5 protein-coding genes and 1 pseudogene are annotated in these 15,315 nt (G+C 40.2%); all 6 read left to right on the plus strand.

Annotated elements, in window-relative coordinates; genetic code table 11:
* A pseudogene (locus tag AN486_RS05605) lies at window positions 1-152 on the plus strand (IS982 family transposase); the annotation flags it as partial.
* Window positions 153-848: 696 nt separating this feature from the next.
* Window positions 849-1,166, plus strand: coding sequence for a helix-turn-helix transcriptional regulator (locus AN486_RS05610; RefSeq protein ID WP_081424261.1), 318 nt, complete (start codon window positions 849-851; stop codon window positions 1,164-1,166).
* Between the two features lie 176 nt (window positions 1,167-1,342).
* Window positions 1,343-2,281, plus strand: coding sequence for an NAD-dependent epimerase/dehydratase family protein (locus AN486_RS05615; protein WP_053539921.1), 939 nt, complete (start codon window positions 1,343-1,345; stop codon window positions 2,279-2,281).
* A gap of 806 nt (window positions 2,282-3,087) precedes the next feature.
* Entirely contained in the window at window positions 3,088-8,688 is a 5,601-nt protein-coding gene (locus tag AN486_RS05620) for a type I polyketide synthase (RefSeq protein ID WP_290599528.1), read from the plus strand.
* A gap of 35 nt (window positions 8,689-8,723) precedes the next feature.
* A complete protein-coding gene (locus AN486_RS05625) occupies window positions 8,724-10,997 on the plus strand; it encodes a condensation domain-containing protein (protein ID WP_290599529.1) in 2,274 nt (757 codons plus the stop codon).
* Window positions 10,961-14,761 (plus strand): amino acid adenylation domain-containing protein, encoded by a 3,801-nt coding sequence (locus AN486_RS05630; protein WP_290599530.1) that lies wholly within the window; start codon window positions 10,961-10,963, stop codon window positions 14,759-14,761. The genes AN486_RS05625 and AN486_RS05630 overlap by 37 nt, the downstream gene beginning before the upstream one ends.
* The last annotated feature ends 554 nt before the right edge of the window (window positions 14,762-15,315 follow it).

Consider the following 15,315-nt stretch of genomic DNA (forward strand, 5'->3'; position numbering starts at 1 on the left):
TTTCCCAAGTTGTTCATTCTCGTCATCGCAGTATTTATAATTTTATGGTTAATATTATTGCTGGTTTAATTGCTTATACTTGGCAAGATAAAAAACCTTCTTTAAAATTAGATAAACATGAAGTAACTTCTCTACCAGCTTTATTAATTTAATTATTTTCATGCAATTAAATTGTGAGTCCAAAATATTCAATTTTGGATTGTTTTCTCTTGTTTATTTATTGTCAATAATCATTGCTAATTGAGAAAAGCCCGATATAATTAGTTTTCAGGATGATTATTTATATCGAACTCAGGTGAGGTTAAAATTCCCTCAAAGCTTTCGCCCAACAAATTCTTGGCGGCATCTGTACACCGAGTTAGTGTAATTTGAAAAAAGGTTACTAATGGTGTAACGGCTGTCCACCATCGGGAGCCGGGTGCGGTGAAAATCGCACGCCCGGATCTAACTGAGAGGGGCAGGGAATAATATCCCTCCTCGACTCAACCAAGGAGCAAGCTAAACAGTCAATTGAAAAATATTCTGACTTTCTACTGGAAAAGGTAGAAGCTGGTTCACAGGTGCGCGTAGATATTAAACAACTTAAACGTTCCAGTGACGATAAACTCACTGATGAATTAGTTGAGTCATTATTATTTTTACCAGAGAAAAATCATAATATCTAACTTTTGATAGATGACAATGTATTTACTTAGTGCATATTTCAACTTTATACAAGTTAAAAATGAGGAAAAATAGAAAATCAGCAAATTTTCCTGAATTTAGCTGTTTTTGCTATTGCCTTTTTTTTGGGAATGTGTTTATTATCTTAAAAGATATAATACTTGTTACATCAAGCAATAAACCAGATGTTGAAAAAACCATTGCTGGTCAAAAAAACCGAAATTGGGGGGCTAATTCGGGAGTTTCGCCTGTTGACTGGACTTACCCAGGAACAGTTCGGCGCTTATCTAGGCGTAACCTATGCCACTATTAACCGTTGGGAAAATGGGCGATCTAAGCCCTCACCTATGGCTATGGACAAGATTGAGCAGAAGCTTAGAGAAGTGGGAGAACAAGGTAAGGTATTGAGGTTCTTCTGTTCTTTTTATGGAAAACCTGGTTCAAAATCATTGGAAGCCATATTGTGTGAGCATTTCATCGAAAATACGGGGATAATTGTTTAGAACCCTTATCCCGTAAGAGTTCTGTTATAATCAATCCTCAATCACCATAAAAGAGAGGCAAGAGCCGATATTGATTGGAATAAATCAATATGATGTTGTTGTTTGTGTATGCTTCCACTACCCATTTGAGTTCTTACTAAAGAACTCAAAAAAAGGACTTATCAGGAGAAAAAGATTTGTTAGGTAAAGAACTACATATAGTTTTCGGTACTGGACCCCTAGGTACAGCAGTGCTAAAAGAATTACACAGTCAAGGTAAACGAGTAATATCTGTGAACCGTAAAGGATTTGCAGATGTTCCCAACGGAGTTGAGGTGGTGAAAGGTGATGCTACTGATGCCAACAGTGTTCGTTCGATTTGCCAAGGTGCGATCGCAGTCTACAATTGCGCTAATCCACCTTATACTGAATGGGTCGAGAAGTTCCCACCTATCATGAATGGTATTATTGATGGTATTGCTGGAACGGAGACAAAAATTGTTTTTGCTGATAACCTTTATATGTATGGTTCAGTGTCTGGCAAGATTGTGGAGAATCTGCCATATAGAGCTACTGGTTCCAAGGGGCTTATACGTGCTCAAATGTCGATGAATTTGATGGAATCTCATAAAAAGGGCAAAGTACGTGCCACAATCGGTCGTGCGTCTAACTTTTTTGGACCTGGTGTCCTGAGTTCCTCAATGGGAGAAAGAGTTTTCGCATCTGCATTACTTGATAAACCAGCTGAAGTTCTAGGTAATATTGATGTACCTCACACATATACCTTTATCAATGATTTTGCTAAAAGTTTGGTAATATTAGGCGAGCATGAAAAGGCCTTGGGGGAAGTTTGGCATATTCCAAATGCAGAGACGCTAACTACGCGCCAGTTTATCAACCTGATTTTTAAAGAAGTTGGAAAAACTCCAAAATTCAGTGTAGCTCCCAAATGGTTTTTTAAAATCTTGGCGACTTTTGACCCTATGATCCGCGAGTTGGAAGAAGTGATGTATGAATTTGATGAGCCTTTTATTGTCGAACACACCAAGTATGAAAAGGCTTTTGGAGCAAAGCCAACCCCACATAGCAAAGCTATCACACAGACTTTATCATGGTATCGCCAGCGGTTAGCTTAAACAGTAGAAGCCTCTCACCTACCCGATAGGGAGGTGATGAGATGAATACGCGGAAGTGACGAATTGCCCAGCGAGCAAAATTAAGCGCAGCTTAATCAGTGTTGTTGGGCGATGTTAGCGAAGCGGCACGAAGTGCGGGATGAACACTTTGTTGATTTTTTTTTAACTACTTGATATAATCTTCAACAGTAGGTGTAACTCAATTAAATGCACCAGAAGCAGCCTATCAAAAAAGTTAAAAATTATCTTAAAAAGTCCCTAGGGTATAGGGCTTTAAAGCTCGGTTAATGTCTTCATAGAGGAGTCGCCGAGAAGCCCACACTCACCTGAAAGGGAGTGTGTGGAGTATGCCACAACAGACATCAAAATCTGAATCTTAACAGCAAATTTCATCTTTAGAACTTTGTACTCAAATAAGAGTATTGGTTCTCTAGTAGGTTTAAGGCTTTATTTTAAAGCGCAGTTTTGGTTTTTAACTAATAATTTGGCATAACAGGTAAGCTGTTACGCATTTGCTTTTTTTGCCTAAAAGCCTTACTACAAGGACTCTAGGCTGCAAAATATTAAATTTAGCTGCGTAACAGCTTACTGAAAAACCTGAGTATTGCTTATATCTAGTTATCATCAAAATTTGCACATATTTGTGAGCAATTATGACCATGATTTAAATGCTAATTTTAGTTATTTAAAACTTAAATGTATGAAATATTTAGTTTTAAAATTTCCAAATTCAGCATATTCATAACTTTGGCACTAGTAGTCTGTCAAGACTATTTACTAATCATTCAGACTTATAAATCAAAAATATGGTATTAAGTTCAAATTGCAATGAAGTAAACTTAAGTGATTCAAATAGTGACAGCAGCAACAGCAATCCTACTACAAGCTACCAGATTGCAATTGTTGGTATCGGGTGTCGTTTTCCTGGTGGAGCTAACAGTCCTGAAGACTTTTGGCGAGTTCTGTGTGACGAAACAGATGCAATTACTGACGTACCATCTGACCGCTGGGATATTCGCAGTTTTTATGATCCAGATCCTACAAAACCAGGTAAAACATCAACATATCGCGGTGGATTCATTGAAAACATATATGATTTCGATGCTCAATTTTTTGGTATTTCTCCGCGTGAAGCTGCATTGTTAGATCCTCAACAACGTTTACTATTAGAAGTTTGCTGGGAAGCCTTTGAAGATGCGGGAATAATACCCGAGTATTTAGCTGGAAGTAATACGGGCGTATTTATGGGGGGATTTACCCTCGATTATAAAATATTACAGTTTTCCGAGAGTAACTATCATTTAATGGACTCTCATACAGCGACTGGGTCAATGATGACTTTGTTAGCTAATCGACTATCTTATATGTTTGACTTGAGAGGACCAAGTATAGCACTCGATACTGCTTGTTCTTCCTCACTAGTTGCGGTACACCTTGCCTGTCAGAGTATCCTTAATGGTGAATGTGATCTAGCTTTGGCGGGTGGGGTCAACGTGATGATCAAACCAAATTATACTATTGCAGAGTCAAAGGCTGGAATGCTATCTCCTGATGGTCGCTCTAAGGCCTATGATTCTCTTGCCAATGGCTATGTTCGAGGTGAAGGAGCAGGGATTGTTGTATTAAAACCCCTATCAAAAGCTGTGGAGGATGGCGATCCTATTTATGCGGTAATTCGGGGAACTGCTGTGAATCAAGACGGACACAGTTCTGGAATTACGGTTCCCCGACGTGAATCCCAGGAAGCGCTACTATGGGAAGCCTATCGTCGAGCGGGCGTTTTACCTGCTCAAGTGCAATATGTGGAAGCACATGGAACTGGAACACCTGTTGGTGATCCTTTAGAGGCAAATGCACTAGGAACTGTGCTATCTACTGAACGTCCAGATGGACAGGAATGTTATATTGCTTCAGTTAAGACCAACATTGGACATACCGAAGCAGCAGCAGGTGTCGCTGGATTAATTAAAGCATCGTTGGTTCTTAAGCATCATAAGATTCCAGCACATTTACATTTCCAAAAAGCTAATCCCGATATTGATTTTCCATCACTAAAGTTAAAGATACCTACGAGCCTAGTTCCTTTTCCAGAAACTGATGGATTTGCCATTGCAGGTGTGAACTCATTTGGTTTTGGTGGTACTAATGCACATGCTGTATTGCAAGAAGCACCAATTACTCAGATAGGTATTCCTGGTGAAGAAAACCTTGACCCCAATTGGGGATATCTACTGCCTCTATCCGCTCGGAGTCCTCAAGCACTCCAAGATTTAGCGAGAGCTTACCGTAAGCTTCTAACAGACGGGGTTTTTACCAATAACACATCTTTGCATAACTTCTGTTATACTGCCAGCCTACGACGGACTCATCATCAGTACCGTTTGGGGGTAGTAGGTAAATCGTACACAGATATGGCGGATTTACTTGCAGCGTTCCTAAATGGTGAATCACGTGCAGAGATGGCTATTGGAAATCAAGCCATACCTAAGAATCAACAAGTCGTTTTTGTGTTTTCTGGCATGGGTCCCCAGTGGTGGGCAATGGGTCGTCAACTCCTAATGGCAGAACCTATATTTAGGCAAACCATTGAGGAATGTGACACGATTTTACAATACTACGCAGATTGGTCACTGTTGACAGAATTAACTCGTGACGAGGAACATTCTCGCATTGAAGAAACCCAGATTGCTCAACCAACTAACTTTGCTATTCAAGTTGCTCTGGCAGCATTATGGCGTTCTTGGGGAATTGAACCATCTGCAATTGTGGGTCACAGTGCTGGTGAACCTGCGGCTGCTTACGTAGCAGGGGCACTAAGTTTAAAAGATGCGTTAAAGGTTGTTTTTCATCGTAGCCGGTTACAACAACAAACGGCAGGTCTTGGAAAAATGGCAGCGATTGGACTTTCTTACGAAGAAGCCCAACAATTATTAGTAGGCTATGAAGATAGGTTGTCAATTGCAGCTATTAACAGTCCTACTTCTGTGACTCTTTCAGGTAATGAAGCAGATTTAGAAACAATTAGTAAGGTCTTAGAGGACAGAAAGGTATTCTTCCGTTTATTGCGTGTGAATGTGGCATATCACAGTTCCACAATGAACCCATTGAAAGAAGAATTACTGGAAGTTCTACAAGACATTGAGCCACAAACACCAATTATTCCTCTCTGGTCTACAGTTACAGGCCAAAAAGTGGATAGACCAGAACTAAATGAGATGTATTGGTGGCAAAATATGCGGCAGCCTGTATTTTTCGCTGCCTCTATGAATAAGTTGGCGGAGGCAGGTTATGACCTCTTCCTAGAAATTAGTCCTCACCCAGTACTAGCAGGTTCCATTTCTGAATGTTTCATCAGTCAAAATCGGAAAGCTACTGTACTTACTTCTATACGACGCAAGGAAGCAGAACGCCAAATTATGCTTACCTCCTTGGCTGCGCTATATACCCAAGGTTGTAAAGTCTCTTGGCAGAGTTTTTATGCTTATGGACAACACGTATATTTGCCATTGTATACTTGGCAACGTGAGCGTTACTGGCATGAATCCCCAGCTTCTGAACAGTTACGTTTAGGGAAACAAATTCACCCACTTCTTGGTCAAGCTTTGGAATTACCCTATCCTTCGTGGAAACTAGATCTGAACAAACGGTATTTGGCTTACCTTGATGACCACCGTATTCAAAATGCTGTAGTATATCCTGGCGCAGCATACGTGGAAATGGGTCTTGCTGTGGCTAAAAGGTTTTTTGGTGAAGGTATTTACTCAGTTGACAACATTGAATTCAAAAAAGCACTGTTTTTACCTGAGAAGGACTTATTAACTGTTCAGTTAACGCTAGATCCAAAAGATGCATCGTTTAGTGTTTACACACGTCAGACGCACAGTCAAAATGATTGGACACTTCATGCTCAGGCTAAACTGCATCTACGACAATTTGTTACCAAGTGTATTAATATCCATGAGATTCGTAATCGTTGTTCAAAAGAGGTTTCCAAGCCAGATTTGTATCACAAGTTAGGCGAGGTTGGCTTTCAATATGGTCCTCAATTTCAGAGAATAGAACAGATTTGGCTAGGTGCAACAGAGGCCTTGGGACAAATTCATATGCCTGACCTCATGGAAATTAACAGCCAAGATTACGAATTGCACCCAATAATTCTTGATTCGTGTTTTCATGTCCTAATTGCGATCGCCTCTTTAGGAGATATAAATCAACATAATTCAAGTGTATACCTGCCTATTAGTATCCAAAGTGTGCGAGTTTATAATCGTCCTCGTCCCAATATGTGGGCTCATGCTCGGGTGATTGAGCAGGGTGACAAGATTCTGACCGGAGAACTACAACTGTTTGATGAAGAAGGTAATCTCTTAGCAGAAGTTCTAGGTTTTCAAGCCCAATCCATTGAAAGTGCAGGTAAAGGACTTTCTCAAAATTTGGATAGTTGGCTCTATGAATTGGAATGGCAGCCCAAACCCAGAGTTAATGACGAAAATACCCCACAGAACTCCTTTAAAGAACAACCAGGAAGTTGGTTTATCTTTGCAGATCAAGGTGGAGTAGCACAGAGGCTCGTTACACAATTGAGGGAGCGGGGCGAAAACTGTATCATTGTTGTTCCAGGAGAATCTTACCAAGCCTTAGAACCAGGTCACTACTCTATCAATCCATCCTATCCAGACGAGTTCCAAAACCTGTTACAAGATGCTATAGACAACTCCAATCTACCCTGTCGGGGTTTGATACATCTATGGAGTCTAGATACAGTTGCATCAGAAACAATGACAGTAGATGCACTGGAATCAGAACAATTATTAGGTTGCGGTACAATACTGCACTTGATTCAAGCATTAGTTCAGAGTGGCTGGCGCAATCACCACAAATTATGGGTGGTAACACGGGGAACTCAGCCTGTAGCAGATAGTGAAATAGTCTCATTAGCTCCTGCCTCACTTTGGGGTTTATCAAGAGTTGCTAGTTATCAAGAACATACCAATATATGGGGAGGAATTATTGATCTTGACCCAGTACACTCTGATGATGAAATTTCAATGTTATTGGCAGAAGTTTGGAATCCAGATAATGAAGACCAAATTGCCTTCCGAAATCAACAGCGATATTGTGTCCGATTAGTAAGTACTCAGAAGCCAACTTCAGTTTTTCCTAGTCAGTTTCGTCCCGATAGTAGTTATCTGATTACCGGAGGACTTGGAGATTTAGGCATCTTGGTTGCTCGTTGGCTAGTTGAACGTGGAGCTAGACATTTAATCCTTGTCGGACGTGATAAATTCCCATCTCGCCAGATGTGGAATCAACTAGAAGCCGATAGCCGTCTTGCTGTGCGAATCTCTGTCGTACGAGAATTAGAGGCAATGGGAGCCAGTGTACATTTGGCTGCTGTTGATGTGGCAAATGAAGCTGAAGTAGCAGAATTTCTAGACACCTATCAACAGGAGAACTGGCCTCCCATTAGAGGTGTGATTCACTCGGCAGGACTAGTCAGAGATGAACTTTTGTTGAATATGGAATTAAAGAACTTCAATAGCGTGCTTAGACCTAAAGCTTTGGGTGCTTGGGTGCTACACCGCTTATTTGAAAATGTTTCCTTAGACTTCTTCGTCCTCTTCTCTTCTGTGGCTTCCGTAGTGGGAACAATGGGTCAAGGAAATTATGCTGCTGGTAACTCCTTCATGGATTCCCTAGTCCACTATCGTAGAAGCAAAGGATTGCCAGCCCTAAGTATTAATTGGGGTCCTTGGGGCGAAGTGGGAATGGCAAGTCGTCTAGATTTAACTGACTACTATGCCCAACGAGGCATTGGCATTATTAGACCCAAGGATGGGATAGAAATCCTATCACGGCTACTCAATTATGACTTACCCCAAGTTACGGTTGTGCCGGCAAACTGGGCTTTGGTTGCTAATATGTACCCGACGGGGACAACGGTAAGAATCATTTCTGATTTATTGGCAGAAGCTCAAGAAAAAAGCACTACTCAAGGTGATACTACCGTCATTAGCGAAGGCCATTTTATTCAACAAATTTTTGCGGTTGAAGCATCACAGCAAACATCATTGTTGGAAACTCACATCCAAGAATTAATATCTCAAGTTCTGCGAATCGATTTATCTCGTCTCAACTTAGAACAATCATTGAATGCTCTGGGATTGGATTCCATGATGGCGATTGAGTTGAAGCAGCGCATTGAAATCAGTGTGGGAGCAAGTATCGCCGTAGTTGATTTGCTCAAGGGTTCTAATATTAGGGAGATTGTCACAATTCTTATGCCCCAAATACAGGAATATCAAAAACTAGCAAGTCAAGAGGATATAGGTAAACTTCTATCGGATTTAGAACAGCTATCGCCAGAAGAAGCCGAGAGATTATTTGCCGAAATTCAGCAGCAGTAATGGTACATACTCAAATAAAAAAAGGAAAGGTTATCATGGATAAAATTACAGAACGTCTACTACAGTTTTCTCCTGAAAACCGCGCCTTAATTCTTAAACGTCTAAAGAATAAAATTGAAGATAATGCCAACAAATCTATTCCTGCTGTCATTAGGGAATCCACCATTTTGCCATTGTCATTTTCCCAAGAACATCAATGGTTTATTGAACAGTTTAATCCTAATAGCCCCTTATATAATCTTCCTAATATTGTGAGGATGAAAGGGCATTTGAATATTGATGCCTTAGAAAAAAGTTTCACGGAGATTGTTAATCGCCATGAAGTTCTTCGAGCAACTTTTACTTTGCTGGACGGACAACCTGTTCAGATGTTTTCTCCACCACAATCGTTAACCTTGCCGATTTTGGATCTCAGCCACCTGAATGAAGAAGACCGCGAGTATCAGTTTAAGCAACTAGCCAGTGAAGATTCCCGTCGCTCTTTTAATTTATCTACAGGACCATTATATCGAGCTTCTCTATTGCAGCTAAGTGATGAAGAGCATATTTTACTCATCAATTTCCATCATATTGTATTTGATGCTTGGTCTTCAGGTGTACTAGTTCGTGAGTTTACAGCACTTTACAACGCTTTCAATAATGGACAGCCATCCCCGCTGCCAAAACTGCCAATTCAGTATATAGATTTTGCTCAGTGGCAGCAGCAACAACTCCAAGGCAGTTTGATGGAGAAACAGATATCTTACTGGAAAAAAAAGCTGGCAGGTGATCTTCCTATTTTGGAACTGCCCGCTGATCGGTCTCGTCCATCTGTGCAAACATTTCACGGTGCTGTCTATTCGCTAACTTTACCAAAGTCTTTATCTGAATTAATTGTAGGGATTAGTCGTCAACAAGAAGTAACGTTATTTATGGCGTTTCTAGCGGCTTTTAAAGTTTTACTTCATCGTTATACAGGACAAGAAGATATTATTGTCGGCTCTCCTACCTCTGGACGCAATAATCCTCAAACTCATGATTTAATTGGTTTCTTCGTCAATACATTGGCACTAAGAACAAATTTTTCTAAACAACAAACGTTCAGTGAGTTATTAGCACAAGTGCGTGAGGTTGCTTTAAGTGCTTTCTCTCATCAAGATTTACCTATCGGCAAGGTTGTTGAAGCCTTACAACCAGAACGTTCTAGCAGTCATTCTCCCCTATTCCAGGTAATGTTTACCTACCAGAATACCCCTATGCCAGATCTGGATTTTTCGGGAATGACTGTTACTTTAGAACAGAATGCTGGTGATACCGCTAAATTTGATTTGTCGCTGGATGTATTTGAAAATGTAGAGGGTTTTGTTTGCGTATTTGAGTACAATACCGATCTTTATAATGTAGACCGCATCACTCGATTGGCCGGACACTTTCAAAAACTTCTTGAAGGCGTTGTTGCCAATCCTGAACAAAAGGTTTCTGAATTGCCTCTGCTGACCAATGCAGAATATCAACAGATTTTTACAAAGTGGAATTTTACAGAAATTAGCTATCCCCAAGAATGTATTCATCAGTTGTTTGAGACTCAGGTAGAAAAAACACCAGATAATAAAGCGATCGCTTATCAAGAGCAATATTTAACTTACCAAGAGTTAAATCAAAGATCAAACCAACTAGCCCATTACTTACAGAAGTTAAAGATTGGCCCCGATGTACTAGTAGGTATTTGCTTAGAGAGATCTGTCGATCTGGTCGTTGCAACATTGGGTGTCCTCAAAGCAGGTGGAGCTTATGTTCCATTAGATGTTAACTACCCCCAAGATAGGCTCGCTTATATGATAGATGATACACAGGTTCCTGTTCTGCTGACCTACAAGTATCTGTCAGATAAGCTACCTCACAATAACGTCAATGCTATCTATTTAGATACAGAGTGGCCATTGATCGCTCAAGAAAACGCGGAAAATCTCCATATTGAAGGGACGACATCAGCGAATCTAGCTTATGTCATTTATACATCAGGTTCTACGGGCAATCCTAAAGGAACAATGGTTCAGCATGGAAGTTTAGTCAATGCTTACCGAGGCTGGGAACAAACATATGCTCTGCGCTCTGCGACAACCTGCCATCTCCAGATGGCCAGCTTCTCATTTGATGTATTTACAGGAGATTGGACTAGAGCATTATGTTCTGGGGCAAAACTCTTACTTTGTCCATCTGATCTGTTATTAAACCCTGAAGGGCTATATAACCTGATTGTTCAGGAAAAAGTTGACTGCATAGAACTGGTGATTTGGCGCGCTATCGCACAGATGGCAACATTGAAATGATGGGGCGCATAGACAACCAGGTTAAAATTCGTGGTTTCCGTATTGAATTAGGTGAAATAGAAACAGTACTGTGTGAAAACGAAGGAATACATCAGAGTGTGGTCATTGTTCGGCAAGATTTATCTGGTGATAAGCGCTTAGTCGCCTACGTAGTTCCTACAGCAAACACCACGGTTTCTGCTCTAGATTTGAGAAACTTCCTTAAAGGTAAATTACCGGACTATATGATTCCGGCTGCCTTCATAATTTTGGAAACTCTGCCTCTGTCACCATCAGGTAAGATAAATCGTCGCGCTTTACCTGCACCTGATTGGAGCAGTAACGATTTCAAAGAAACTTATGTCGCTCCTCGCACAGCAATTGAGGAAGTACTAGTAGAAATTTGGCAACAGGCACTTGGTATTAATCGCATCGGCATTCAAGATGATTTCTTTAACTTAGGAGGTCACTCTCTGCTAGCAATGCAGATAATTTCTAATGTGCGCGAATCATTTGAAGTACAAATTCCTTTACAAAAGTTATTTCAAGCATCCACTGTAGTTAACTTTGCCAGTGTAATTGCAGAACATCAAGGCAAACAGCAAGAATTTAGTAACTATCCAGATGCGATCGCAATTCCAGAGGAATGGTATGAGCCGTTTCCACTTACAGATATTCAGGAGGCTTATTGGGTTGGTCGTAACGAATTGTTTGAAATGGGTAATGTTTCAACTCATAGTTACGACGAACTGGAATTCAAAAATTTAGATGTGGAAAACTTGCACCTAGCTTGGCAGCGATTGATTAAACGTCATGGAATGCTAAGAGCAATTGTGCTACCAGATGGCCAACAAAAAATTTGGCGGGATGTTCCCGACTATAAAATTGAGGTTTTGGATTTAAGTGGCAAAGCTCCTGACGAAATAGAATCCCAAATTGAAACTATTCGCCAGCAAATGTCACATCAGATATTCAAAACTCATCAATGGCCACTATTTGAGCTTCGTGCGACTCTTTTAGATCAGCAAGTTGCCCGACTGCACTTAAGTACAGACGCACTCACCTTTGATGCCTGGAGTTTTATCGTCATTATCAAAGAGTTATCGCAACTTCTTGATGATCCCAAGGCTTTCTTGCCTCCTATAAATCTATCCTTCCGAGATTATGTCCTAGCAGAACAATCTATTAAATTTACAGAAGACTATCAACGTTCTCTAGCTTATTGGCAGACTCAAATAGTAACTTTACCACCGGCACCAGAATTACCCCTGGCAAAAAATCCCAGTTCCTTGAACGAACCCCACTTTAGCCGACTGCATTCAACTTTAGAAAAAGAAACCTGGACTAAACTTAGAACCAAAGCAACAAGATATGGATTAACACCAACAGGATTATTACTTACCGCTTTTTCTGAGGTGCTTGCTCTTTGGAGCAAGAATCCCCAATTTACATTGAATCTCACTTTCTTTAATCGTCTCCCCTTGCATCCAGAGGTGAACGATATTGTAGGTGAGTTTACTTCCTTGACGCTATTAGCTTTAGATTACTCAGTGCGGGATTCATTTCTAGATAGGGCCCGGCGTACCCAGGAAAAACTGTGGAATGACCTAGAGCATCGGCATGTTAGTGGCATCCAAGTATTACGGGAACTGAATCGTCGTCAGGGAGGGGTGACAAGGGCAAAGATGCCAATTGTATTTACCAGTGCTCTAACACTTCCAATTCCCGATATAGAATCTTCTCCCATTGCCCTACGTCCGGTATACGGTATCACCCAAACGTCTCAAGTATGGTTAGATCACCAGGTTTGGGAAGAATCAGGAACATTAATTTTTAACTGGGATGTGGTAGAGGAAATATTCCCAGAAGGATTACTACAGGATATGTTCACCGCTTACTGTGAATTGTTGCATCGACTTGCCAATGAAGATGCTATTTGGCAAGAACCAACACTATATCTACTACCACCTGCTCAGTTTCAGCAACAATTACAGGTTAATGCTACTGAAGAAAAAATGTGTGCAAATTTACTGCATACTTTGTTTACTTCTCAGGCATCCCTGCAACCAAAAGAAGTAGCAATAGTTACACCCCAAAACAGACTGACTTACGAAGAAGTTTACCGTCAGGCAAATAGAATTGGTCGTCGTTTACGGCAATTAGGAGCGCGTCCAAACACATTAGTTGCTGTAGTCATGCAGAAAGGTTGGGAACAAGTAGTGGCAGTGTTAGGTATTTTGCAATCTGGTGCTGCCTATTTGCCAATTGATCCTGAACAACCTCAAGAACGTATTTGGTATCTTATAGAACAAGGACAAGTACAATTAGTTCTCACACAGTCTTGGCTTAATACTTTTCTAGAATGGCCTCAAGACGTTCAGAGATTGTGCGTGGACAACAACGACTTTATAAATATTAGTGACCAACCACTAAACACAGTACAAGGAGCAAACGACTTAGCTTATGTTATTTTCACATCAGGCTCTACTGGGTTACCGAAAGGTGTGATGATTAACCATCGTGGTGCGGTCAACACTATTGTGGATATTAACAAGCGTTTTCAAGTAACAAATAAAGACCGGGTATTTGCAATATCTGCATTGAACTTTGACCTGTCAGTCTACGATATTTTTGGCATACTTGCAGCGGGTGGAACAGTTGTCATCCCTGATGCTTCCAGTAGACGAGATCCCAGTCATTGGTTACCACTCATGATACAGGAGAAAGTAAGTTTATGGAACTCAGTTCCAGCTTTAATGGGAATGTTGACAGAATACACTCAGTCTCAAGGTAAATATCTACCTGAATCTCTGCGTCTGGTGATGATGAGTGGTGATTGGATTCCTCTTTCTTTACCAAATGAAATTAAAGAACTATCAACCGATGTGAAGGTGATTAGTTTGGGAGGTGCAACTGAAGCGTCAATTTGGTCAATCCTCTATCCTATTGAAATAGTTGATACGAATTGGTCTAGCATTCCCTACGGAAAACCTATGGCTAATCAGAAATTTTACGTATTGAATGATGTCTTAGAACCATGTCCTGTATGGGTATCAGGACATCTTTATATTGGTGGCGTTGGATTGGCTATGGGCTACTGGCGAGATGAGGAGAAAACCCACGCAAGCTTCATTGTCCACCCCAAAACTGGATTGCGATTATATCGAACAGGTGACTTGGGTCGCTATCTACCAGATGGAAATATTGAGTTTTTAGGCCGACAAGACTTTCAAGTAAAAATCCAAGGCTATCGAATCGAGTTAGGAGAAATTGAGAAAGCACTAGTACAACATTCAAAAATACAAGATGGGATTGTTACCACGGTGGGAGAGACCAAGGGCAATAAAAAGCTAGTCGCCTATATTCTTCATCAGAATGAAGATGCCTTCGACGAGCGGGAATTACGTAATTTTCTCCGTGAGAAACTTCCAGAATATATGATACCTTCACTATTTACGGTTTTGAAAGAATTTCCACTCACATCCAACGGAAAAGTGGATCGTAAAGCTCTAGCTAATTCGACTTCTATCAATTTCCAGATAGAAAAACATTTTGTCCCTCCTCAGACTTCTATTGAAAAGAAACTGGCTACAATTTGGTCAGAAATGCTCCAAGTAGACTCGGTAGGTATCGAAGATAATTTCTTTGAGTTGGGAGGTGATTCTATACTTTCGATTAGGTTGATTTTACATATACGTGAGGTATTTCAAGTTGAGTTACCATTGAACAAACTTTTTGAAACACCAAACATCGCTAATTTAGCAGGTTACATCGAAGGCTTTTAATGTTTTAATATAGCAGATAAGTAAGTTAGCGTTACATATGTTGATTATTTAACGCTAACTTACTTAGACGGTTCGAGCCTATTGACAACAATTTTTGTGTTTATAAAATAGAGATCCTAAGTTTATATGGTAAATAGAGTCTGAAACACTAATTATTTCCTTGATTTGATGAATTTAGCAGTGCAATTGGTTGATATACTTAAGTTGTGTAGTTTCCATCTGAATCACTAAAGTTCATGTATAGTCAATGTCTCAAATACCACTACTTTAGGATCACTACTTGTAACTGTAGGCTTAATACTACAAATATCTAGTGGTCTGTCAATTTTGTTTTTGTGTTTAATCGGTTCCCAAATCAAAGATTCCGAAAATTGGATACAGACAATTTTTTGCTTGACAGACCACTAGGACTTGCTGAGTAAACCAAAAACCTAGACATATCAAAAGTTTGAAGGTTTAAAAGGTGAATCAGGTGCAAGTAATAAGCGTTAAAACTATCAAAAAACTATCACTTTCCCAGATTCAAGACTATTCTTATCTTCTTCTAATTTTTA

The sequence above is a fragment of the Anabaena sp. AL93 genome (assembly GCF_001672085.1).
GTDB classification, from domain to species: Bacteria; Cyanobacteriota; Cyanobacteriia; order Cyanobacteriales; family Nostocaceae; genus Dolichospermum; species Dolichospermum heterosporum.